The organism is Chitinophaga niabensis, from assembly GCF_900129465.1.
GTDB classification, from domain to species: Bacteria; Bacteroidota; Bacteroidia; order Chitinophagales; family Chitinophagaceae; genus Chitinophaga; species Chitinophaga niabensis.
This window is the reverse complement of the sequence record NZ_FSRA01000001.1, coordinates 2,069,045-2,093,452: the sequence shown is the minus strand read 5'-3', so window position 1 is coordinate 2,093,452 and position 24,408 is coordinate 2,069,045. Positions and strand designations below refer to the sequence as shown.

The 24,408-nt window shown below is 46.9% G+C and carries 24 protein-coding genes and 1 other RNA gene; 16 read left to right on the top strand and 9 right to left on the bottom strand.

Features of this window, described 5'->3' with window-relative positions:
• Positions 1-26 precede the first annotated feature (26 nt).
• The 7 genes from BUR42_RS08085 to BUR42_RS08055 all read right to left on the bottom strand — a co-directional run bounded on the left by BUR42_RS08085 (position 27) and on the right by BUR42_RS08055 (position 6,642).
• A complete protein-coding gene (locus tag BUR42_RS08085; RefSeq protein ID WP_143197382.1) occupies positions 27-1,169 on the bottom strand; it encodes a hypothetical protein in 1,143 nt (380 codons plus the stop codon).
• A gap of 108 nt (positions 1,170-1,277) precedes the next feature.
• A complete protein-coding gene (gene smpB, locus BUR42_RS08080; RefSeq protein ID WP_074238742.1) occupies positions 1,278-1,718 on the bottom strand; it encodes an SsrA-binding protein SmpB in 441 nt (146 codons plus the stop codon).
• Positions 1,719-1,774: 56 nt separating this feature from the next.
• Entirely contained in the window at positions 1,775-2,620 is an 846-nt protein-coding gene (accD, locus tag BUR42_RS08075; RefSeq protein ID WP_074238741.1) for an acetyl-CoA carboxylase, carboxyltransferase subunit beta, read from the bottom strand.
• Between the two features lie 123 nt (positions 2,621-2,743).
• A complete protein-coding gene (gene fbaA / locus BUR42_RS08070) occupies positions 2,744-3,814 on the bottom strand; it encodes a class II fructose-bisphosphate aldolase (RefSeq protein WP_074238740.1) in 1,071 nt (356 codons plus the stop codon).
• Between the two features lie 175 nt (positions 3,815-3,989).
• Positions 3,990-4,427, bottom strand: a complete 438-nt coding sequence (locus BUR42_RS08065) for a QcrA and Rieske domain-containing protein (protein WP_074238739.1) — start codon at positions 4,425-4,427, stop codon at positions 3,990-3,992.
• 71 nt (positions 4,428-4,498) lie between these two features.
• The gene (locus tag BUR42_RS08060; RefSeq protein ID WP_074238738.1) at positions 4,499-5,281 is read right to left on the bottom strand and encodes a helical backbone metal receptor; all 783 of its coding nucleotides are present in this window, start codon (positions 5,279-5,281) and stop codon (positions 4,499-4,501) included.
• 2 nt (positions 5,282-5,283) lie between these two features.
• Positions 5,284-6,642, bottom strand: a complete 1,359-nt coding sequence (locus BUR42_RS08055) for a pyridoxal-phosphate dependent enzyme (protein WP_074240495.1) — start codon at positions 6,640-6,642, stop codon at positions 5,284-5,286.
• 86 nt (positions 6,643-6,728) lie between these two features.
• Between BUR42_RS08055 and bioD the strand changes: the two genes are divergently transcribed.
• From bioD to BUR42_RS07995, 12 genes are all read left to right on the top strand, one after another.
• Positions 6,729-7,370 carry a dethiobiotin synthase gene (gene bioD, locus BUR42_RS08050; RefSeq protein WP_074238737.1) on the top strand — a complete coding sequence of 214 codons (642 nt, stop codon included), beginning with the start codon at positions 6,729-6,731 and terminating at the stop codon, positions 7,368-7,370.
• Positions 7,367-7,954, top strand: coding sequence for a 5-formyltetrahydrofolate cyclo-ligase (locus BUR42_RS08045; protein ID WP_074238736.1), 588 nt, complete (start codon positions 7,367-7,369; stop codon positions 7,952-7,954). Before bioD ends, BUR42_RS08045 begins: the two co-directional genes overlap by 4 nt.
• A 12-nt stretch (positions 7,955-7,966) precedes the next feature.
• Positions 7,967-9,049 carry a tetraacyldisaccharide 4'-kinase gene (lpxK, locus tag BUR42_RS08040; protein WP_074238735.1) on the top strand — a complete coding sequence of 361 codons (1,083 nt, stop codon included), beginning with the start codon at positions 7,967-7,969 and terminating at the stop codon, positions 9,047-9,049.
• A gap of 27 nt (positions 9,050-9,076) precedes the next feature.
• Complete coding sequence (gene rnr / locus BUR42_RS08035; protein ID WP_074238734.1) at positions 9,077-11,134, top strand: ribonuclease R; 2,058 nt, start codon at positions 9,077-9,079, stop codon at positions 11,132-11,134.
• Positions 11,135-11,149: 15 nt separating this feature from the next.
• On the top strand, positions 11,150-12,121 hold the full coding sequence (locus BUR42_RS08030; RefSeq protein ID WP_074238733.1) for a polyprenyl synthetase family protein: 972 nt from the start codon (positions 11,150-11,152) through the stop codon (positions 12,119-12,121).
• A gap of 77 nt (positions 12,122-12,198) precedes the next feature.
• Positions 12,199-13,869: an amino acid permease gene (locus BUR42_RS08025; protein WP_074238732.1), complete on the top strand. Its 1,671-nt coding sequence runs from the start codon at positions 12,199-12,201 to the stop codon at positions 13,867-13,869.
• A 1-nt stretch (position 13,870) separates the two neighbouring features.
• Complete coding sequence (locus tag BUR42_RS08020; RefSeq protein WP_143197381.1) at positions 13,871-15,193, top strand: hypothetical protein; 1,323 nt, start codon at positions 13,871-13,873, stop codon at positions 15,191-15,193.
• A gap of 100 nt (positions 15,194-15,293) precedes the next feature.
• Positions 15,294-15,749, top strand: a complete 456-nt coding sequence (locus tag BUR42_RS08015; protein WP_074238730.1) for a DoxX family protein — start codon at positions 15,294-15,296, stop codon at positions 15,747-15,749.
• 40 nt (positions 15,750-15,789) lie between these two features.
• Positions 15,790-16,806, top strand: a complete 1,017-nt coding sequence (locus BUR42_RS08010; protein ID WP_074238729.1) for a Smr/MutS family protein — start codon at positions 15,790-15,792, stop codon at positions 16,804-16,806.
• A 23-nt stretch (positions 16,807-16,829) separates the two neighbouring features.
• An RNA gene (gene rnpB / locus BUR42_RS08005) (RNase P RNA component class A) lies at positions 16,830-17,196 on the top strand.
• A 52-nt stretch (positions 17,197-17,248) separates the two neighbouring features.
• Positions 17,249-17,677 (top strand): DUF4870 domain-containing protein, encoded by a 429-nt coding sequence (locus BUR42_RS08000; protein WP_074238728.1) that lies wholly within the window; start codon positions 17,249-17,251, stop codon positions 17,675-17,677.
• A gap of 115 nt (positions 17,678-17,792) precedes the next feature.
• Entirely contained in the window at positions 17,793-18,506 is a 714-nt protein-coding gene (locus BUR42_RS07995) for a hypothetical protein (protein ID WP_074238727.1), read from the top strand.
• Positions 18,507-18,574: 68 nt separating this feature from the next.
• Here BUR42_RS07995 and BUR42_RS07990 read toward each other — a convergent pair whose 3' ends face one another.
• Entirely contained in the window at positions 18,575-20,260 is a 1,686-nt protein-coding gene (locus BUR42_RS07990; protein WP_074238726.1) for a S8 family serine peptidase, read from the bottom strand.
• Positions 20,261-20,642: 382 nt separating this feature from the next.
• On the opposite strand from BUR42_RS07990, the gene BUR42_RS07985 reads away from it, so the two are divergent.
• The gene (locus tag BUR42_RS07985; RefSeq protein WP_143197379.1) at positions 20,643-21,179 is read left to right on the top strand and encodes a histidine phosphatase family protein; all 537 of its coding nucleotides are present in this window, start codon (positions 20,643-20,645) and stop codon (positions 21,177-21,179) included.
• Positions 21,180-21,322: 143 nt separating this feature from the next.
• On the opposite strand, the gene amaB is transcribed toward BUR42_RS07985, so the two are convergent.
• A complete protein-coding gene (gene amaB, locus BUR42_RS07980; RefSeq protein ID WP_074238724.1) occupies positions 21,323-22,849 on the bottom strand; it encodes an L-piperidine-6-carboxylate dehydrogenase in 1,527 nt (508 codons plus the stop codon).
• Between the two features lie 35 nt (positions 22,850-22,884).
• On the opposite strand from amaB, the gene BUR42_RS07975 reads away from it, so the two are divergent.
• The 3 genes from BUR42_RS07975 to BUR42_RS07965 all read left to right on the top strand — a co-directional run bounded on the left by BUR42_RS07975 (position 22,885) and on the right by BUR42_RS07965 (position 24,408).
• Positions 22,885-23,454 carry a YeeE/YedE family protein gene (locus BUR42_RS07975; protein WP_074238723.1) on the top strand — a complete coding sequence of 190 codons (570 nt, stop codon included), beginning with the start codon at positions 22,885-22,887 and terminating at the stop codon, positions 23,452-23,454.
• Positions 23,451-23,861, top strand: a complete 411-nt coding sequence (locus BUR42_RS07970) for a DUF6691 family protein (protein WP_234979625.1) — start codon at positions 23,451-23,453, stop codon at positions 23,859-23,861. Before BUR42_RS07975 ends, BUR42_RS07970 begins: the two co-directional genes overlap by 4 nt.
• Before the next feature lie 133 nt (positions 23,862-23,994).
• Complete coding sequence (locus tag BUR42_RS07965; RefSeq protein WP_143197378.1) at positions 23,995-24,408, top strand: hypothetical protein; 414 nt, start codon at positions 23,995-23,997, stop codon at positions 24,406-24,408.

The following is a 24,408-nucleotide window of genomic DNA, read 5'->3' as shown; positions in this document are numbered from 1 at the left end:
GTTATAACATCCGAAAAAGAGAATGGTTAATAACGGCTGTAAAAACTCTGCAGGTCGCTGGCCAGCCTGTCGTAAATAGGGCGGGTGAGTTCTGCGAAAAGGTCCTGTGGCGGTGGAGGAGGAACATCGCGGCCACCTATCAGGCGTTTATCTTCATTGCTAAGCGCACGTTCATCTCCACGGAAGGTACCGAACTGGTTTTGCCAGGTGTAGGAACCGGGCAGCCTGTCCTGCCGCAATAATTTATTATTGGTAACATCTGTAATGCGGTAATCAAGGAAACCACTGGAGGCTAAGGTTTTGCGGGTAATGAAGAGTGTGGCTTTTACGGTGATGTCCACATTGATCACTTTACCGGTAGAATCTTTTTGATTGCTGGGTACGCTGATCACTTTGGATACTTCGCGTTGATAGCGATCTACATAGGTCTGGCCTACTACAAAATCATTAAAGCGCATTTCCAGGTATTGGTCCGGCTGAAAATCTTTTTGATTACGTACGTAACGTTCATCATAGAACTTCACAAAGTTATTGATACGGCGTTGTTCCAGCTGGCGTACCACGGCATCGCGGAACTGGTCTGCAGTGAATTGGAAATAAGAGGAGCTGATGGCTATTTCACTGATCACTACATGTATGAGGCCCATCTGGTAAGCCTGGTCCCTCAGTTGTGCGGCGTTCTTGTAATTGGCACTGAGCTGCAGGGAAGCGGTGAATTCGTCATAGGCCTCGCGGGCACTTTGTTTATCGCCCATTTCCAGTAATTGCACCGCTCTTTCGTAACGGGCTTCGGCGGCATTATTCAATGCACTGGCCAGGGCGGTGGAGTAATCCTTTGGTTTTACGATGACGCTGGCAGCCGGAGAGGAACGGATCACATTATAGAGGCGTTGCATGGAATTATATTCATTGCGAACGGCTTCCCATTTAAGATCATTATTAGAAGCAATGGCTTGTTTGGCGCGGCCTTCATGGAATTCCATGGCGGCGGCATAAGCCTGTGGCAGTAATTGCAGGGAAGTGGCGTCTGAAGGACGGCGCTGGAGCTTTTTCACGAAAGCTTCCACGGCATCGCCATAACGGCCTTTGTTAAAGAGTTTTTCACCGGATTTACAGGAAAAAAGGATCACAGCGAGGAAAATAGGCAGGTAGCGGAGATAGGTATTCATATAGCTGTTATTTACAATCAGAAGCAGGCAAATGATGGGCCAGATTTCCGGATTGAATTTCAAAGAGGAATAACACGCAGGGAATTATCATTGTTTTAACAATAGCGCCTATATTTTAAAATTGCGACGTAATTCCCGGTCTACTTCACGTGATTTTATGGAGTCTCTTTTATCATGCAGTTTTTTACCCTTACCAAGGCCTATTTCCATTTTGGCAAGGCCTTTCTCTGTAAGGAAGATACGGAGGGGAACAACGGTGTACCCGCGTTCCTGCATTCTCTTCTCGATCTTTTTCAGTTCCTTTCGCTGTAACAATAACTTACGTTCACGGACGGGGTCGTGATTGGTGTATGATCCGTGAGAATATTCGGCGATGTGCATGCTTTTCACAAACAGCTCTCCTTTAGAGAAATAGCAGAAACTATCGTTAAAGCTCACTCTGCCTTCCCGGATGGATTTTATTTCCGTACCGGTTAATACCATGCCGGCGATATATTTATCTTCTATCGCAAATTCAAAATAAGCCGATCTGTTCTTTAATTCTGCCATGTTGCGGGGTGTTCAGCCCAGCCGGACTATAAGGACCGGCGGGACGGAACAAATTCTTAATTCTTAAAAAGCTGCAGCAGCGTACTCAATTTGTTCTTCAGTTCTTTACGATCCTGGATAAAATCAAGGAATCCGTGTTCCAGCAGGAACTCAGCGCTCTGGAAACCTTCGGGAAGGTCTTTTTTAATAGTTTCTTTGATGATACGCGGGCCGGCAAAACCGATAAGGGCGCCTGGCTCGGCTGTATTGATATCCCCCAGCATGGCATAAGAAGCTGTTACACCGCCGGTGGTGGGGTCTGTCATTAACGAAATGTAAGGGAGGTGTGCGGCAGCCAGCTGTGTGAGCTTGGCGGACGTTTTGGCCATTTGCATGAGGGAGAAGGCACTTTCCATCATCCGGGCACCGCCGGATTTGGAGATGATCATCAGCGGCAGCTTATTGGCAATGCAATAATCGATGCTGCGGGCGATCTTTTCCCCTACCACGGAGCCCATAGAGCCCCCGATGAAGTTAAAATCCATACAGGCTACCACCAGGCCATGACCATTTACGAGGCCGGTGCCTACGCGCATGGCATCAGAAAGCCCTGACTTCTTCTGTGCATCTTTCAACCTTTCATCATAAGGTTTCAGGTCACTGAAGCCCAGCTGGTCTTTGGGATAGATGTTGCTGAATAGTTCTTCCAGGGTGTTATTATCAAAAATGATCTCGAAATACTCAGGTGAATTGATACGGTTGTGAAAGTTACACTTGTCGCATACGTACAAATGCTCTTTCAGGTCTTGCATAGTGGATGTTTTCTTACAGTTAGGACATTTATGCCACAAACCTTCCGGTGCGTCCTTCTTTTCACTGGTAGTGGTGGAAATTCCTTGTTTAACTCGCTTAAACCAGCTCATACTAGCGTTTGAGATATAAAATTAGATAAAGAATAAGTGGTGCAAGATACGGATAAATTCAATTTTTCCGTAAATCAAAAGCCCTCCCGGGAAAACGGGAGGGCTTTTACGGCTATAATATGATTATTTATTGCGATTAATGCAATTCAGGTCTGTGAAGGCTTCCTCGAGGCGGCTCACGAAAGTTTCCTCGCCTTTGCGCAGCCATACGCGCGGATCGTAGTATTTCTTGTTCGGTTTAGCCGGGCCTTCAGGGTTGCCGAGCTGGGCCTGCAGGTATGCTTCGTTCTTTTTATAGAAGCCCAGGATACCTTCCCAGAATGCCCATTGCATATCTGTGTCGATATTCATCTTGATCACGCCGTAACCCAGGGTTTCGTTGATCTGGTTCTTGGGAGAGCCGGAGCCGCCGTGGAACACATAGAATACAGGTTTATGGGTGGGGGTACCGAATTTCTGCCGGATGAAATCCTGGCTGTTTTTCAGGATCTCAGGGCGTAATTCCACGTTTCCGGGGCTGTAAACACCGTGAACATTACCAAAAGCTGCGGCTATGGTAAAACGGGTACCTACCTGGGAAAGTTGCTCATAGGAATATGCAACGTCTTCAGGCTGAGTGTACAGGAGGGAGTTTTCCACCCCTGAGTTGTCTACCCCGTCTTCTTCACCACCGGTAACACCCAGTTCGATCTCGATGCTCATACCCAGCTTGTTCATTCTTTCGAAGTAAGCTTTGGAGATCTCAATATTTTCATGGATCGGCTCTTCAGAGAGGTCCAGCATGTGGGAGCTGTAGAGGGGCTGGCCGGTTTCTTTCTTAAAAGCCTCGCCAGCTGTGAGCAAACCATCTATCCAGGGCAGCCACTTTTTAGCAGCATGGTCTGTATGCAGGATAACGGGCACGCCATAGTATTTGGCTACCTCGTGTACGTGCCTTGCTCCGGAGATACCACCGGAAATGTTGGCTTGCAGTTTATCATTGGGCATTCCTTTACCGGCAAAGAATTGGGCGCCGCCATTGGAAAACTGGATGATCACCGGTGAATTCACCTTAGCGGCTGTTTCCAGCACAGCATTGATGGAGTTGGTGCCTACCACGTTCACTGCGGGCATAGCAAATTCATTCTCTTTGGCATCATTGTAGAGCGCTTCCAGCTCTTCACCGAATAATACGCCGGCTTTGTACTTTCCCATATATGGTCTTTTTTCGTTTGATTTTTAAAGGAAAGCAAATATAGGAATTTCAGGATTTGCAATTTTGCAAGATTTGGCATTGCAACAAGGCAATATTTAGTTTTCTTGCAACGATGGGAGTTGAGAGGGGGTAAAAACAAGCCGGGCCGCATTTTCATGCAGCCCGGGTAAAAAATTATTTAACAGTGAGTGTTGTACCGCTTATTGTTACGGTGTATTTGGCGAGGGCAGTAGTGGTAGGCCCATTGGCCACCGTTCCATCCGGATTGTATTTGCTGCCATGGCCGCAGGCGCTGAGGCATTCTATCAGGCCGCCGTTATAACCGGAGAGGGTACAGCCCATATGGGTGCAGGTGCTGGTCACGGCTGAAAAAGAAGCCGGTACATTTCCTGCAGCCAGGCGGATCAGCACTACGCCGCCGCTGATTATGTAATCTCCGACATTAGGGATCTGCGTGGCTAAGTTAACAGTGAGTTTATCTGCACCGCCACCGCCGCCGGGACCGGGACCAGGTGCAGGATCATCACCTTTTCCACCACACGCAGCTAAACCGGCGGTACAGGCAACAGCAAGGGTTATGCCCATGTTGGACAAAAAGTCTCTTCTTTCCATAAATGAGTGATTTTTGGACGCTTCGATTATCAGGTTAGTAATTGGATTTTCAGGATTATTACGAAGCGTAATTATTGAAGGTTGCCTTCAGCCAATAAATTACTGAAATAAGCAGGTGCATGTAACAGGCGGCTGCCATACCAGGAAAACATTTCTCCATCTACGAGTTGTATCAATGCATCCGGTAAATATTCGCGTATTTCGGCGATATGTTTTTCTTTAAAGGGATAGGGCTCACTGGAAAGTAATACCAGGCGGCAACCGCTGGCTGCTAATTGTGGTAGCGTAACGGAGGGATAACGGGGAAGATCTTCAAACACATTCCTCAACCCGATGCTGCGGAGCATTTCGTGGATAAAGGTATCGCCGCCCGCCACCATCCAGGGATTGCGCCAGATAAAATAAGCGGTGGGTACAGCAGGTTGAAGGGGTTTTAAAAGATCAAAACGTTCTCTTATAGTAGTGGCGATGTTATTGGCAACGTGATGTTTGTTTACAATGTGCCCGATGGAAGTGATCATATCGCGGGCACTCTCCAGGTTATTGATATCGCTGACCCATACCGGGAATTGTGCAGCAAGGGCTTCTATTTGTTCTTTGGTGTTCTCTTCTTTATTGGCAATGATCAGGTCCGGCTGCAGGGCGGCTATTTTATCCAGGTGCAGTTGCTTGGTGCCGCCAACGCGCGTTTTGCTGCGGAACCATTCTTCCGGGTGCACACAGAATTTTGTAATGCCCGCTACATCTGCGCCGAGCTCATACAATAATTCTGTTTGAGAAGGCACTACCGAAACAATGCGTTGGGGAGGAGAGGAGATCTCTACCTCTCGGCCCAGTTGATCTTTATACAGCATGTTTAATTACCCAATGCCTGGATAATGTCGTATTTGGTGATGATATGATAATTGGCAGATTCGTCCTGCGTGAGTACGGCGCCATTTTCTTTGTTGATGTACATCGTTAATTTTTCAATAGGCGTTTGCATGTTCACGATGGGGAAGGCGTTCTGCATTACGCTTTTTACGGAAGCCTCCTTCAGGTCCGGCTGATCTATCAGTTTGCCGAACAGGCCGCTTTCTGAAATGGAACCGATGAATTTATCGCCCTGTAATACCGGTAAATGTTCAATGTCGAACTTCTTCATCTTCGCAATTACATCACTTACTTTTTCATCGGGCATAATGGTTACCAATGGCAGGTTGCGGCGGCTGTTCACTACATCCTTCACTGTTTTTACATCCAGGAACCCGCGTTCCATCATCCACTGATCGTTGTATACTTTTCCAACATAACGGCTGCCATGATCGTGGAATACCACTACTACCACATCTGTTGGTTTCAGTTTTGCTTTCAGTTGCAGCAGTCCTGCTATGGCAGATCCTGCAGAATATCCAACAAAAATGCCTTCTTCTTTGGAGATGCGGCGGGCCATTACGGCGCCATCTTTATCTGTTACCTTTTCAAAGTGATCAATTACGCTCATATCGTAGTTCTGTGGCACAAAATCTTCTCCGATGCCTTCCGTGATATAAGGGTATACTTCACTCATATCAAGCTCACCTGTTTCATGGAACTTTTTGAGCAGCGAACCATAACTATCAATGGCCCAAACCTGTATGGCAGGGTTCTTTTCTTTCAGGAACTTACCTGTGCCGGTAATAGTTCCGCCGGTACCGGTGGCTACTACCAGGTGGGTGATCTTACCATCCGTCTGATCCCATATTTCAGGGCCGGTCTGCTCATAATGCGCATCCCGGTTCGCGAGGTTATCGTATTGATTCACGTAGAAGGAATTAGGTATTTCTTTGCCCAGCCTCCTGGATACGGAATAGTATGATTTGGGATCTTCCGGGAGCACATTGGTAGGGCAAACGATCACTTCTGCACCTACGGCTTTCAGAATGTCCACCTTTTCTTTGGATTGTTTATCGGTAGTGGTGAAAATGCATTTATAACCTTTGATCACGGCAGCCAGGGCCAGTCCCATACCGGTATTACCGGATGTACCTTCAATGATGGTGCCGCCGGGTTTCAGCAGGCCCTGTTTTTCTGCTTCTTCCACCATTTTAATGGCCATACGGTCTTTGATGGAATTGCCGGGGTTAAAGAACTCCACTTTGGCAAATACGGGGCAGGGAAGTTCGGCAGTAACGCGGTGAAGCTTTACAAGCGGGGTGTTTCCAATGGTCTCAAGAATGTTTTCGCAGTACTTCATCATCTAATGTGTTAAGTAACGAAATTAAGGGAATTGGTTGAGATTGAAGTAGCTCATTGACGTCTAAGCTCCCTATATTTGCTGTTATGAACAACATCTTCATCACCGGAATTGGTACCGGCGTAGGAAAAACAGTGGCATCCGCCTGTGTAACGGAAGCCCTGGGCGCCCAGTACTGGAAACCCATACAGGCGGGCTTGCAGGACACTACGGATACACAAACGGTCAGAGCATTGATAAGTGAGCCTTCCCATGTTAAAGATGAATTGTACCGTTTGCACATGCCTGCTTCCCCCCACCTGGCAGCCAGCAGGGAAGGGATCACCATCTATGAGGAAAAGATCGTAGAGCGGGCACAGCAGATGCAGAAAGCGGATCAGCCACTGGTGATAGAAGGTGCAGGCGGGCTGATGGTGCCTATCAGTCAGCATGTATTTACTATCGACCTGATCAAAGCCCTGGGCGCAAAAGTGATCATCGTTGCGCAAAATTACCTGGGCAGCATCAATCACAGCCTCCTTACCGCCATGGCACTCAAACAGGCCAATATACCCGTTATCGGATGGATCTTCAACGGGGACCATCATTCCAACGAAGAGGATATCATCGGCTGGAGTAATTTTCCCCGCATTGCCCGTATTGCCCGCGCACGCAAGCTGAATAAGGAGTTTGTGCAGGCGCAGGCAGCCCTGATCCGGCCGGGTTTACAACAATTAATACCTGCATGACCCATAATAAACAGGAGATCCGGAAAGCTTATCTTGCAAAACGGCTGGCCCTCTCAGATGATGAAGCGCAGCAACGCAATGCGCGTTTACTGGAACAATGTAAATCTCTCGTACTGCCGCCGCACAGCAGGTATGTACATCTTTTCCTTCCCATCGCAGCAAAAAAAGAAGTGGACACTTATCCGCTGGCAGCATGGCTGCGGGAGCAATATCCGGGTATTTCACTCGTCTTATCCCGGTCTTATCTTGCAACCGCCGGCATGCAGCATTACCTTTGGGATGAGCATACCACGCTTATCCATAATTCCTACGGTATTCCTGAACCGGAAAGCGGAAAGCTGATTGCACCACAGGAGATGGATGTGGTATTTGTTCCGCTGCTGGCTTTTGATGAAGCGGGCCACCGGGTGGGATATGGAAAAGGAATGTATGATGCTTTCCTGCGGCAGTGCAGGGAAGATGTTCTGAAAATAGGATTAAGTCTCTTTGGGCCAGTTCCGGCACTCATTGAAGATGTTTTTGAAGGTGATGTACCTATGAACCACATCATTACGCCGGAACGGATCTATACTTTTACAGCTTAAAACGGAAACCCAGTGTGGCAGTATTTAAAATATCTTTTATACCCTTTTTCCCTTTTATACGGACTTGTATTATGGATACGCAACCGGCTATACGATAACGGGATGCTTACCGCCGTGGAGTTTGACCTGCCGGTAATATCAGTGGGTAATCTCTCTGTTGGCGGTACCGGCAAAACGCCGCATGTGGAATATCTTATCCGTTTGCTGAAACAGCATTATCGCCTGGCTACTTTAAGCCGTGGTTATAACAGGAGAACGAAAGGTTATTTGCTGGCAACACCCGGCAGTTCCTCTGCAGATATAGGAGATGAGCCCATGCAGTTCCACCGGAAATTCCCGGATGTAACGGTATGTGTGGGAGAGGAAAGGATGCTGGCAGTACCCCAGTTACTGGGAGACCGTCCGGAAACGCAGGTGATCCTGCTGGACGATGCTTTCCAGCACCGTTCCATTAAACCGGGTTTGAACCTGATGGTCACAGATCACAACCGTTTGTTCACGCGGGACCATGTTGTGCCATTTGGGCGGTTGCGGGAAGACAGGAAGGGCTACCATCGCGCCAATGGCATTATTGTATCCAAATGCCCGGCAAAACTGAGTGTGCAGGAGAAAGAGTCTATCACCCGGGAAATCAACCCATTGCCGCACCAGCGGCTGTTCTTCACCACCTTGCAGTATGGCGGTCTGTATCATCTGTTCCAGCCCGAACAGGCCCGGCTGCCGGCGGATGCCTCCATCCTGGTGGTCTGCGGAATTGCCAGGCCGGAACCTTTGGTACAACATTTGTTGGAAAGGTACGCAAACGTACATCTGCTCTCTTTCCCTGATCATTACTACTACACACAAAAGGACCTGGACAAGATAAAGCTGGAGCTGGAACAGCTCGATGGCGAACATAAATACATTGTTACTACTGAAAAAGATGCCGTGAGGCTGCATCTGCTGCATGAGAGGATAACAGGTATGGGTTTGCCGTTCACCGTTCTCCCTGTGGAAGTACAATTCCTCTTTGGAGAGGCAGATTCGTTTAATAGTTATATTTTTGATTACGTAGCAAATGCTATGTTAGCGGCTGAAAATGAATACGCTGAGTAGAAAGGGCCGCACCCTAAAATCATGTCAATGACAAAAAAAGAGAAACCCAAAAAGAATAGCAGCCAGAAGAAGACCTATAAAGGTATAGTGGATGTTACGCGCACAGGAATGGCCTATGTGACAGTGGAAGGACTGGCCAGCGATATCCTGGTAAAACAAAAGAACATCGGCTCCGCACTGGACGGAGATGAGGTATTAGTAGATGTGATCGGCAACGGAAAAAGCCGGGGCCGCACAGAAGGTTATATTACAGACGTACTGAAAAGAAAGAAAACAGAATTCACCGGCACCATACAATTAAGTAAGAATTTCGCTTTCCTGCTCCCGGACAAGGGGGCTTTTATGCCTGATATCTATATTCCTGAAAACTCCCTCAAAGGAGCAAAAGACGGTGATAAAGCCGTAGTGAAGATCGTGGCCTGGGGAGAAAAGACCCGCAAGCCCGTTGGAGAGATCCTCGAGATCCTGGATGCCAGCGATACCAACGACCTGGCCATGAAAGAGATCCTCGTGGAAAGCGGCTTTCCGCTGAACTTCCCGGATGAAGTGCTGGAAGAACTGGCTACGATCGAAGAAAGTATCAGCGCCAGCGTGATAAAAGACCGTAAAGACTTCCGTAAGATCCTCACTTTTACCATAGATCCCGTAGATGCCAAGGATTTTGATGATGCCATCTCTATCCGTAAGCTGAAGAGCGGCCTCTATGAAGTGGGCGTGCATATTGCAGATGTAAGCCATTATGTGGAACCTTCCACAGCGCTTGATAAAGAAGCGGAAAGACGTGCTACATCTGTGTATCTGCCGGACAGGGTATTGCCCATGCTGCCGGAGAAGATCTCTAATGAACTATGTTCGCTGAGGCCGCATGAAGATAAACTTACTTTCTCCGCAGTATTCCAGATGGACGAAAAAGGTGCGGTAAAGCAGCATTGGATAGGCCGTACCGTGATCCATTCCGCGCATCGCTTCACGTATGAAGAAGTGCAGGAAGTAATAGAAAAAGGCGAAGGCCCTTATGACCAGGAAGTATTATTGCTGAATACCATGGCGCAGACCTTACGTAAAAAACGTTTCAAAGACGGCGCCATTAACTTCTCTTCACAGGAAGTGCGCTTCCAGCTGGATGCAACGGGGAAACCCATTGGCATTATGGTGAAAGAAAGTAAAGAAGCACATCAGCTGATCGAAGAGTTTATGCTGCTGGCAAACCGTACGGTGGCAGAATATGTTTCCAAACAGAAAGCAGCGAATAAGCAACCCGTGCCATTCCCTTACCGGGTACACGATACGCCGGATGAAGAGAAGATGCATGTGTTTGCGGTGTTTGCAAATAAGTTCGGATACAAGTTCGATATGAGCAACCCGGAAAGCATCGCCAGATCTTTCAACCAGTTATTAACGGCTGTGAAAGGCAAACCGGAACAGCATGTGCTGGAAACACTCGGGATCCGCACCATGGCAAAAGCCATCTACACAACAGAAAATGTGGGCCACTATGGTTTGGGATTTGAACATTATTGCCACTTCACTTCCCCCATCCGCCGTTACCCGGATGTATTGGTGCACCGCATCCTGGCGCAATGCCTGGCAGGTGATATCAAGGTGGACAAACAACTGGAGAAACGCTGCAAACATTCTTCCGATATGGAAAGGAAAGCGATGGATGCAGAACGTGCCGGTAACAAATACAAACAGGTGGAATACATGCAGCAATTCATAGGTGATACCTTTGAAGGTGTGGTAAGCGGTGTAGCGCATTTCGGCTTCTGGGTAGAAACAGTGGATACGAAATGCGAAGGGCTGGTAAGCATCCATAACATGGATGAAGTATTCCGCCATTCTGAAGAAGACTATGCATTAATCGGGCAGCAAACAGGCCGTAAGATACGTATAGGCGATAAAGTGACCATCCGCGTGGTGGCGGCCAGCCTGGCAAAACGCCAACTGGATTACGACCTTGTAGAGAACGAAGGGAATACAGCGAAACGCAGCAGTGTAATGACTGGTAAACCGCTTTCATCCTACAAGCCGGACCGCTCCTCCAAACCGAAGGATAGATCAAAAGCCAGGAAGAAAAAAAAGTAATAATAAGCCGCTATCATGCATTCATTTAAAGAGTTATCAGAGAAATTTGAACAACAGTTTAGTAAAAGACAGTTCCCGGACCAGCCTTCCAACCTGTATGATCCTGCGCAATACATTTTAGGGATAGGGGGGAAAAGAGTACGCCCCGTGCTCTGCCTTTTGGGTAATGAGCTGTTTGATGAGGTCCATCAGGATGCTTATCACGCCGCCAATGCCGTAGAGCTGTTCCATAATTTCACCCTGATCCATGATGATATTATGGACAAGGCGCCCCTGCGCCGCGGTATGCCTACGGTGCATACCAAGTATAACGATTCCGCCGCTATCCTGGCCGGTGACGTTATGCTGATCCATAGTTACGAATACCTGAACAAGATCAACAGCAAGATCCGCACAAAGATCGTGCAGGTGTTCAACAAAGCTGCCCGTGAAGTATGTGAAGGCCAGCAGCTGGATATGGACATGGAGCAAAAGCAGCCTGAACAGGTTGATTTTACAGACTATGTAAATATGATCGCATTGAAAACTTCCGTACTGCTGGCTGCCAGCCTGCAAATGGGCGGTATTATCGGGGGTGGGAGCGAAGGCAATCAAAAACACCTGTATGAGTTTGGTAAACATGTAGGCATTGCTTTCCAGATCCAGGACGATTACCTGGATGCATTTGGCGATCCGGAAAAATTCGGTAAGAAACAGGGTGGAGACATCCTCATTAATAAAAAAACATTCCTGCTCCTGAAAGCATTGGAACTTTGTACACCCGCACAACGCAAACACCTGCACGGGTTGATGGATACCAATCCTGATAACAAGGTAGAAGAGGTACTGCAGGTGTTCCGGGATTGCCGCGTAGATGAATGGGCGGAGAAAGAAAAGGAACTTTTCAGTATGAAGGCATTTGAGCATCTGGATAGTATAGCCGTACTTTCCAGCCGCAAGCAGTCCCTCCGGGAGCTGGCCGATTTTCTTTTGACGAGGCAACATTGATTAGGGATATGTCTTATATTTGACCGTTAATGGCTTGCCATTAACGGTTTTATAATATCAACCCTTAACTACAACGAATGTCTAACTCGCTTTTCAGGAAAAAGTCCCTGTCCAAAATTATGCAGGACGCTAAGGATGGCGTTTCTGATTCACATGGCGGCGCCAGTCTTACCAAGGTGCTGAATGTACGAGATCTTACCCTGATGGGCGTGGCGGCTGTGATCGGCGCCGGTATCTTTTCCACGATTGGCCAGGCAGCTTACAACGGCGGCCCCGGCGTTATCTTTCTCTTTCTTTTAACGGCGGTTACCTGCGGATTCACTGCTTTGTGTTATGCAGAGTTTGCTTCCCGCGTGCCGGTTGCAGGCAGTGCCTATACTTACTCCTATGTTACATTTGGTGAACTCGCTGCCTGGATCATAGGCTGGGCGCTTATCCTGGAGTATTCCATTGGCAACATTGTGGTGGCTATTTCCTGGAGCAGCTATTTCAATAATGTACTGGAAGGCATGAACATACATCTTCCGGCCTGGCTGATCACAGATTCCAGCACAGCTAAAGCAGCATATGAACATGCAGTGGCTACTAATTTACCCGTGGAGGGGCTTGCCTGGAGCACTGCGCCTTTGTTGGGCAGCTGGAAGGTGATCATGAACATCCCTGCGTTTCTGATCGTAGTGCTGATCACTATCGTAGCCTATATCGGGATCCGCGAAAGCAAGCGCAGCGCAAATGCCATGGTGGGTTTGAAGATCATTGTATTGGCAGTGGTAGTGCTCATAGGTGTGTTCTATATCAATACGGATAACTGGACGCCCTTCCTGCCGAATAAATTTGAAGGCGTATTGAAAGGAGTATCTGCTGTGTTCTTTGCCTACATTGGTTTTGATGCCATTTCCACTACGGCGGAAGAAACAGCCAACCCGCAAAGGGATATGCCGCGTGCCATGATCTATTCCCTTATTATCTGTACCATTATCTATATAGTGGTGACGCTGGTGATCACGGGTATGGTGAACTATTCTGAGTTCAATCACATTGCTGATCCATTGGCCTACGTGTTTGATAAACTGAACATGGAGAAAGTGGGATACGTGATCTCTATCAGTGCAGTTGTTGCTGCTACGAGTGTGATCCTGGTATTCCAGATCGGGCAGCCGCGCATCTGGATGAGCATGAGCCGCGATGGCCTGCTGCCAAAGAAATTCGCGAAGGTGCATCGTAAATTCCATACACCCAGTTTTGCCACTATTGTTACCGGATTCATTGTAGCCATCCCTTCTTTATTCGTTGAAAGCGGCATTGTTACAGACCTTACCAGTATCGGTACCCTGTTTGCATTTGTACTGGTGTGCGGTGGCGTGTTATTGTTACCGAAGGTGGATAAAGAGTCCAAGAAATTCAACCTGCCCTATATCAACGGAATGATCATTGTGCCAGCGATCTTTGCTTTGTTCTGTTTCTTCTTCCGGGATAAGATAGGAGATACCTTTGTGAACCTCGCTACAATAGACCATGAGCGCATCCTTTTCCTGATCTTCCTGATACTGAGCTTTGCTATTACCGTAGCTACCATCATCAAACGTTTCTCCCTGATCCCTGTATTAGGCATGCTTTGCTGCCTGTACCTGATGATAGAAATACCTGTGAAGAGCTGGTTAGTATTCTTCTGCTGGATGGGATTCGGCTTATTGGTGTATTTCCTCTATGGATACTGGAAGAGCAAACTGGCACCGAAACAAGCATAAGATGAAGATTAAATTAATGGCCGCCGTGTTTATGATTTCCTGCAGTGCTGTAAAAAAGCCGGCAAAGAACATAACACCTGATGCGCTTGTTTCTTACTTTGGTGTTACGCTTGAAGCGGATAGCCTGCATAACCCGGATGAAGCCTTTTATAAGCAGGAGATCACTCCTGGTGAATTACCCGCTTACAGGAACAAGCTCTGGGAAGACTGGAAGAAGGCGAATACAGCAAGGCTCAGCACCTGGCCTGAGGCAACAAAAGATTCGCTTACCTGGCAATTGCCGGATAACAGGAAGATGTTGTTCTCCGTGTTTACCAAAGGAGAACGTCCTGCCGGTGGTTATCCTTTATTCATCAATCTTCACGGTGGTGGTTGCTTTCCTAAAGAAACCGGCCCATGGACATCCCAGGCAAACAGCAGGGAATGGCAGGCAGCCAAAACATTAGGCAAACGTTATGATGATGCGCCAAGCCTGTATTTTGTACCCCGCATGCCGGACGACCGCAGGGGGCGCTGGTACCACCGCTCAGCGATGGCCGCATATATCAGGGCATGGCAGCTGGGTGTGCTTTCAGGAGATGTAGATCCGGACAGAGCTTATATTTTAGGGATCTCGGAAGGAGGTTACGGCAGTTTCAGGATGGGTGTTTTTCTCGCAGATTACTTTGCTGCCGCTGGCCCTATGGCAGGTGCTATCTGGCCGGAACAGGAACATATAGAGAACCTTCGCAACACTGCTTTTTGCATCCAGATGGGTGAATTTGATAAAGCATATGATCGTGTGGAGAATGCAAAAAGATGGAAGATCATGCTGGACAGTGCTGCTGCTGCCAACCCCGGACAATTTATTCATACGGTGGAGATCCAGGCCGGCAAAGGTCATGGTATCGATTATATGAAAGCAGCTCCCTGGATCAAACAATTTTCAAGGAAGAATTATCCGGATACATTAAGCTGGATGTATTATGCACAATGCGATACTATTTATAATGCAGAACCTGGTCAACCCTGCACATACCGGAAAGGTTTCGGGTATGTAAGGCTGGATGGGCTTTCCCAAAGCGGTGAGCGTAGTTTTTATGTGGAGAAACACGGGAATGTTTATACGATCAGGTCTTCCAATGTGAAAGGCGTGGTGAAAGGGGCCATCAGGTTATATGTAGATAAAGTGGATTTTGCACAACCGGTGAAAGTGAAGTATAACGGGAAGGAAGTTTTCAATGAAAAACTACAGCTGAATGTAGGCGTAATGGCAGAGAGCCTGGCATTGTTCGGGGATCCGTTGCGGATCTTCCCGGCGGCAGTAGCAGTAAAGATTGAATAACAGCTTTATACATAACGTTAAAAGCGCAAAAGGGGCAACTCCTTTGCGCTTTTTTTCGTAAATTAGGATAAGAGTTCTTTGTATCACTAAATCACATGTTATGAACCTCCTGCAACGCATAGACCGGTGGGGTGAAACGCATCACCCCATATGGATAGACGGATTAAGGATCGTGCTTGGATTGATCCTGATGTGGAAAGGTATACAGTTCGTAGGCAATATAGATCTGCTGAAAGCGCGGATCGACGAACAGCCCTTTCTCACGGTATTATCTTTCTGGCTGGCTCATATAATTGTATTTGCTCACATTGCCGGCGGTTTGCTCATCACTTTGGGCTTACTGACCCGGGTAGGCATCCTTGCCAATATCCCCATCCTGTTTGGAGCAGTTTTCTTCGTTCACACGCCGGTTAATCTTTTTGCTGTTCACTCTGAAATGATCCTGTCCATTATTGTGCTCTGCGCGCTGATATTCTTCCTGGTAGAGGGTAGCGGCCGCTTCTCTGTGGATGAATATATGCGGCGGCATCCGGAAAAAGCACCGGGAACGAATTAGTAGTTCCAACTCCCGTTGAACTATAGTAATTTTGCCTGCTATGAAATACACAGTAGGCGATAAGATCCTTTTGCTGCATTCCAAAGAAGAAGGAACGGTAGTTGATATTATGGGTGATGATATGGTATTGGTGGAAGTGGGCAAATCCACTTTCCCGGTGTACCTGGACCAGATAGACTTCCCCTATTTTCACCGTTTTACGAAAGGAAAGACGCCTTTGCCGCCTAAAAGAACGCCGGGAGAGGAAATCCCCCGCGAAAAACCCTCAGCTGCCCCAAGGGTAGAAAAAGGGGTATTCCTGACCATGTTGCCGATCTATGAATCAGACGGGATAGACGATGTGGTGACCACGCTTAAGTTCCATCTGCTGAACCAAACCGGCAAAGGGTATAATTACCGTTTTGAGATCTGGCTGAATAACAAACTGTTCCTGGAACTGAAGCAGGATATCCATGCATTCCAGCATACTTACCTGGCAGACCTGGAGTTTGAACAGCTGAACGACAATCCCCGTTTTGAATTTACTTTCAGCCCTAAAGAAACTGACCTGAAACTCGCCGCCTCTTTTGAAAAAACCTGGAAGGTAAAAGCAAAACAACTGTTCCAGCAACTGGGTCAGCAACAGGAGAAACAACAGGCCACCATCGATTACCTGCTCTTCGATAAATACCCGCTCCGCACGGAAACAGATGCCTATGGCTTCAGCCCGGTGGAAAAAAAGAAACTGCAAACCCTCACCACCAACTATTCCATCAAGGATACAACACCGGTTACGGCTAAGTATGAAGTAGACCTTCATATTGAAAAACTGGCCAGCAACTGGCAGGAGCTAAGTAACCTGGAAATGCTGGGGATCCAGTTGAATGAATTCCAGTACAACCTGGACCTTGCGATTGCACAGCATCAGAAAAGCATGATCGTGATACACGGCATCGGTTCCGGTAAACTGCGGGACGAGGTGCACGAGATCCTGAAAACAGTATCCGAGGTCAAATACTTTGTGAACCAATACCATCCTTTCTACGGATACGGGGCCACCGAGATATTTTTTAAGTAACTTTGCGATCCGGTAAAACCACCCGGCAAAGCCGCGCTATCGGCTTTTTGGAAACAAAAGGCAGGAAAGTCCGGACAGCATAGGGCAACGCACCACCTAACGGGTGGGGCTTTTCGCTTCGGTGAAGAGAACAGACAGTGCCACAGAAAATAACCGCCTTCCGGGGTAAGGGTGAAAATGTGGGGTAAGAGCCCACGGCAGAACCGGGTAACCTGTTCTGCGGGTAAACCTTGCGTGCTGAAATGCCATGTAAACGGTCGTTTGAGGGCTGCCCGCCCGATGACCGAGGGTAGGCAGATACAGGTATTCAGTGATGAATGCCGCAGATAAATGATAGCGGTTCCGTTGCAGAACGGGATACAGAATCCGGCTTATAAGCTTTGCCGGGTGGTTTTACCGGATTTTATGTTAACTTAAACCCTATATCCAAAATCTCTCACTTATGGAACTTCAAAAAGATGACAGGACCTGGGGTACGCTCGTACACCTGGGCGGTATCATAGGTCATGCCCTGTTTGCCGCAGGCGGGAATGTGATCGGAGCACTGGTAATATGGCTGCTTAAAAAGAATGATTCTGCATTTGTTGACCGGGAAGGAAAGGAAGCTGTGAACTTCCAGATCACCATCGCCATTTTATCGCTTATCGTAAATATCATCAACGGCATCCGCTGGGGCTTCTGGAGTTTTACCAGGGTGTTTAACGGCAGTAATCCCTGGAGGAATCACGACTGGAACTTTGAATTCTTCTCCACTGTTGCATTGGTGCAGATCCTTTGGGTGCTGAACCTTGTTTTTTCCATCCTTGCAGCTGTGGAGGCTAATAAAGGAAAAAATTACAGGTACCCGGTGAGTTGGAGGGTAGTGAAATGATAAAATAAAAATATCCAAAAAAACAACTGCGCAAAGCTTTAGCGTGAACGGACCATTTTGAACTAATGAAAAAAGAGTTGGAATTGGTTGAATGATAGACCAACGGGAAATTTAAATGGCTTTTTCAGAAAATACAGCCAGCCATAATATGAGATATAACGGTGTATGGATTACGCCCGAACCAAAAATAACCGGACTGAAAGATGGAAGTTCGTCAGTTCAACTTCGTTCTGAAACAGTGGAAAAGCTGGCACAATGGAAAAACCGCTTGTTTACTTATCCACCGGAAGATCTTTCCTTCAGGAGTTTATCCCCGGGTATAGGGGTTGAACTATCGGCTGATATGGTTCCTAAAGCCAAACTGATGGACTTTATGAATTATGGACCATTCATGTTTCCCACCAGGATTATTATCAGCCAGAGGGCTGCAGATTTTCTTCTGGGTTATAAAGGAGTTGAGCAGGAGTTGGTTCCGGTACGTTTGTATAACCAGAAAGAAGAAGTACCTGGTAAATTTTATTTCTGGATCGTTCGTTCACTCCGCCCGGAGTTATTGGATATGGAGTATTCCATCATCAGGTCAGGAACCCCGGGGCTTGGATTTCAGTATCACCAGGTAAAAGATATGGCTGAATACCAGCAACTGATCCGGAATGAAAGTAATACTTCCTTTATCAGAACAAAGATGAAGGAAGTGGTAACACCTCCTGCTTTTATGAAGATCCAGGGAGATTGGCTATTTGTGACAAAGAAATTCTGGCAGGATTATCAACAAACTGATCTTACCGGTCTGGAAATAACAAAAAATGAACTGGAACTGGTGGAATAAACAGGTGAAGAAACAGCAAGCCCGTTACATCATTGTAACGGGCTTGCTGTTTATATAGAGATCGAACATTAATCTTTGGTGAGCGGCAGCACTTTCATCTTCTCTTTCTCCCTGTTCTTCTTCGCATTTTCTCCCTTGGTCTTAGCCGCCAGTTTAATGGCTTCATACACATTCACCAGCCCGCCGGATTTGGATAATTCAGCGAAAGGAACCATTTCATCTTTTGCACCTGGTTTATTGACCATCTGATCGGGGAGGGGAGTGGCTGTTTTTTCGATGATCGCTTTCAACTGCCTTGCGCTCAGGTCAGGGAAGTAAGAGAGGATCATGGCAGCAACACCTGCTACTACCGGAGCCGCCATACTGGTACCGCTGGCATTGTTGTACTTAATGCCGCCGGGAACGGTAGAGTAGATGGATACGCCGGGAGCAAATACATCTACTTCCTTTTTACCATAGTTGGAGAAACCTGCTATTTTGCTGCCGGTACGGCCGTTACCGCTGGCACCTACCGTAATCACATTATCAGCCTCTTCACCATTATCAAAAGTATCTTTCGGGAAGTTTTCCACTTCATCGTTGTTCGCACCGTCGTTACCTGCTGCATGTACGAGCAGTACGCCTTTTTGCTGTGCATAGCGGATGGCATCATCTACCCATGCTTTGTTGGGGGAGAAACCTTTACCGAAGCTCATGTTGATGATCTGCGCACCATTGTCTACCGCATAGCGGATGCCCAATGCCACATCTTTATCACGTTCATCTCCTTCCGGTACAACCTTTACAGCCATAATGCGTACGTTATCTGCGACACCGTCCATTCCGATATCGTTGTTGCGCATCGCACCGATAATACCGGATACGTGTGTACCGTGCATGGCAAACTGGCCCATTACATCGTTATTGCCGTAATATTTATCGTTGATATCATTCAGATTGTCGCCCACAATGGTGGCGCGTTTATCTACCGGTTCCTGGCCTGTGTTCTCAGCTTTACGTTTCAGGTCGTTGATGTATTCTGCAAGGTCAGATTTGAAGCCCTGGTAGGTCATCTCTTCGTCTCCCGTGCTTTTCAGCAGCCTGAGCGCAAATGATTTGGCAAGCATTACATCCTGGTCCTGGGTGTAGATGGTATCCAGCTGTTGAAGGGTAAAGTCCGTGGTCTTTACATATTCACTCAAAATGGTTTCGCAGCGGAGGAGGTTTTCCTGCACTTTGAGCATCATTTTGTAGTTGGATTTATTTTGGGAAGAAGGGCGCTCAATGCGTTCTTTCAGCCGTTTCCAGTAAGCATATTCCTTGCTTTCTTTTTCCAAAGCAGAATCAGGGTTACGGTACAGCTTTTTATAGCGATAGTATTCGCGGGTAGCTTCGTCAGAATCTTCTTTTACGGTGCTGCCATCTTTGGCGCCGAGGAAATTCCAGCCGTATACATCATCCACATAACCATTTCCGTCGTCGTCGATATTATTACCGGGAATTTCGTTGGGGTTGTGCCAGAGAATGCCTTTGAGGTCTTCATGGGTAGTGTCGACGCCGGAATCCACTACTGCCACTATCACTGTTTTACTTTTCCGGTTCTTCAGCAGTTCTTTATAAGCTTTTTCTGCTCCAATGCCGTAAACACTGTCAGTTGAGTAGCTCAGTAATTGCCAGTTCTTTGGAACAGCTGGTTTTTGTTGGCTAAAACCTTGCGCAGACATACACAATACTCCACCAATTAGCATGGCCAGTTCTCTGCAGATGGATCTCATTTTATTCAATTTTCCTAATAGATTACAATTCAGATACCACAATTGGTTAAAGATATGATAAAGGCGTTATAACAGGTGTTTTGATGTGGTGAGTGGTGATGCAGCCTGACTATTGGTTGAAAGCAGCTAGAAAATATTGCTGACACTTCTTATCCAGTTTTTGTGCTTTATCCTCTTTCCTCAGCCCTCTGTCATATTGCCCTTTGCTTATCCTTTTATTACAGTTATTTTTAATCCGGTCAACCGCTATCTCAACCATTATCTCTCCGGGAAAAAAAGGGCAAATATCAGGTATAAATTCATACCTCCCTGTCGCTTTAACATTTGCTTCACTAAAAGACTCAAAATTTAGCTTTTTCTATCACATATTAAATTTTCCGCCATGTTACGTACAAGTTTTCTTTTACTTCTAATCTGGAGCGCAGTGTGTTCGATGCGGACACCTGGAAAGGCTCCGACCACAGTTATATTTGTGAATTGTGCTGAAACAACCACTAATGGAGGTGAGCCAGGTTTAAGCCTGACGGGTCAGCAGCAATCCGCACATTTGGCAGGATTCCTAAAGGATATGGAAATAGGGGCAGTGTATTCGCCCTACTCTCCCTGCCTTATTAAAACAGTAGAGCCGCTGGCACAATCAAAGAAGTGCCAGGTGCAGTATTACCGGGATGCAACCATGGATAATATGGAGGCGATGGAGCATATTTTGAAGACCATGATGGAAGTAAATGACGGGAAAACGATCGTTGTATGTGCTCCTGGCAAAAGTATTATCAAAATGGCAGGCATCCTGGGGATCCGGGAAAAGGAGCTGAAATCCAATAGGGGCGTGTTTGATGAGGTACTGATCGTCAATGTTTTGGAAATAGGGTCGGCAGTAGCACAAAAGTTGAATATGAATTTTCAAAAAAAAGTGTAATATTTATACCCAGAGAGGATAACTGGATACTTCCCAGTACCAGTATTCTCTCTCATAAGCATGGTTTCCGTTTAACGAAAAAGCGGGGTTCTCCAACCCCGCTAATTTTAGATATCAATATTTTTCTTTTTTCCCTACAACTGTTACAGGTCGAATTTTATACCTTGCGCGAGCGGGAGTTTATCTGTATAATTGATGGTGTTTGTTTGCCGGCGCATGTAAGCTTTCCATGCATCAGAGCCACTTTCACGGCCTCCGCCCGTTTCTTTTTCTCCTCCGAATGCGCCACCGATCTCTGCTCCGGAAGTACCGATATTTACATTTGCGATACCACAATCTGACCCGGATTGAGAGAGGAATTGTTCCGCTTCCCGCAGGTTCACCGTCATGATAGCAGACGAAAGCCCCTGTGGTACATCGTTCTGGAGGGCTATCGCTTCTTCCAGTGTATTGTATTTAATCAGGTACAGAATAGGAGCAAAGGTTTCGTGCTGCACAATGCTGTAACTATTTTGTACTTCAGCAATAGCTGGTTTTACATAACATCCGGAAGCATAATCTGCTCCTTCAAGTACGCCACCTTCCACTACAAATTTTCCGCCTTCCGCTTTGCATTTTTCAATGGATTGTAAATAAGCATCTACTGCCTGCTTATCGATCAATGGACCAACATGGTTATGTTCATTCAATGGATCGCCTATGCGAAGTTGCGCGTAAGCTTTCACCAGCTTGGCTTTGAAGGACTCGTACACACTTTCATGAATGATCAGCCTGCGGGTGGATGTACAACGTTGTCCTGCTGTTCCCACTGCTCCGAACACACAACCTATCAGGCTCATATCGAGGTCTGCATCTTTGGAGATAATGATGGCATTGTTTCCTCCTAATTCAAGTAAAGACCTGCCTAAACGTTCTCCAACGGCAGCGCCTACACTTTTGCCCATGCGTGTGGAACCTGTGGCAGATACCAATGGAATGCGGGTGTCTTTCGCCATCCATTCTCCCACTTCGCGGGCTCCTGCCACAAGGCAGGATACGCCTTCCGGTACGCCGTTCTCTGCAAATACTTTTGCGGTGATGTGCTGGCAGGCTAATGCTGTTAAGGGTGTTTTTTCAGATGGTTTCCAGATACACACATCTCCGCATACCCAGGCAAGCATGGAGTTCCAGCTCCAAACGGCTACAGGGAAGTTGAATGCGGAAATAATTGCAGTAATACCCAGGGGATGCCATTGTTCATACATACGGTGTCCCGGCCTTTCGGAATGCATAGTAAGGCCATGCAGCTGGCGGGAAAGCCCTACTGCAAAGTCGCAGATATCTATCATCTCCTGTACTTCGCCATATCCTTCCTGGAGGCTTTTACCCATTTCGTAGGAAACGAGTTTGCCCAAAGCTTCTTTATTGGTCCTCAAGGCTTCGCCTACCTGGCGTACAATTTCTCCACGGCGGGGAGCTGGCCATTGGCGCCATGCCTGGAAAGCTTCCGCCGCTTTTTTCACCACAGCGTCATAATCTTCGCGGTTAGCGCTTTTAACGGAGGCTATTTCTTTCCCGTCTACCGGCGAAAACGAGGTCAGTTGCGGGCCTCCTGCTTCCATCCATACAGCGCCGGTTGATACGCCACTGTTAACAGCTGAAATGTTAAATTGCTTAAGAATGTTTTGCATATTGAACCTTGATTATTTATTTCTATTTTTAATACATGAATCCTTTTTCCCAACCCTGGCCCTGGTATGTTGCAGGACCATTAATCGGGCTAACCGTACCCTTGTTACTGATCATAGGTAACAAAGCCCTGGGTGTTTCCTCTTCCTTGCGGCATATCTGCGCCGCTTGTTTCCCCGGCAAAATTCCTTTTTTTAATTATGATTGGAAAAAAGAAAGCTGGAATTTATTTTTTGTGGGAGGAATAGCCCTGGGGGCTGTGTTTTGCCTCGCATTTATGCACAACGGGGAGCCCATTCAGCTAAACCCTGCCACTATTGACGCTTTAAAGGCGCAGGGTGTGCAGGAATTTGATGAGCTGATGCCCGGTGATATCTTTAACTGGGGCAATATTGCCAGCCCTGTTGGCCTATTGTTCTTTGTCATCGGCGGCTTTATGATAGGTTTTGGTACCCGGTATGCCAATGGCTGTACTTCCGGGCATGCCATCATGGGGCTTTCCACCCTGCAATGGCCTTCCCTGGTAGCAACGATCTGTTTTATGGCCGGTGGTTTTATAATGACCAACCTGGTATTACCTCACCTGATGAAATGGCTGCTTTTATGAAAAACCTGAAATTCCTGCTCATTGGCATGCTGTTCGGCATCATACTGGTGAAATCCGAAGTTATCTCCTGGTTCCGTATCCAGGAAATGTTCCGCCTGGAATCTTTCCATATGTATGGGGTGATAGGCAGTGCGGTGATCACCGGCATGCTGGGTGTGTTGCTGATCAAAAAGTTGGGTATCCGTACCATTTCAGGGGAAACGATCGTTTTCCCGAAGAAACCATTTACGAAAGGTAACATTTTTGGCGGACTCATCTTTGGATTGGGATGGGCTATTACGGGCGCTTGCCCCGGACCTTTGTTTGCGCAGGTGGGGAGCGGGTTTACCGTGGTGATCGTTACGCTGCTGAGTGCGGTAGCGGGAACCTGGGTGTATGGGAGGTTTAAAGAGAAGTTGCCGCATTAAAGAAAGAATGCTACATTTACTCATATAAATCAGAGATTGAGTCCTATATCATAAATTTAAATGTAATCGAGAATAAGCAAGTCCATGCCTTAGCCCCAAATAGCAGCAGACCTAACTTAAGAAAAAATAGAAAATGCTAAGCAGAGGATACTATAGACTGAAGCCAGATACCCCTGGTCAATTGGGCAATAAAACAGTACCAGGTACCCATGTTCAGTTCATTTTTGACGATTGGTTTGGAGATGACCTGATCGCTTGTTCTTCCTTTTTCCTGATAACAGAGAAATTATTAAATAAGCTGGAAGGCTCAGCGCTGAAAGGATATAACATCCGGAATGCAGAGATAGAGTTCTCTCCGCTTTTCTATGATCTTAACGGGAATAAAAATGTTCCCCAATTCAAATGGCTTTATATTAACGGATCAACTGAAGACGACTTTTTCATGGATGAAGAAGGATGTTTGGTTGTATCATCCCTTGCTTATGAAGAAATGAAATCGAAAGGCAATATTGATAATTGCGAAGTAGCGGTTTTAATTAATGCATAA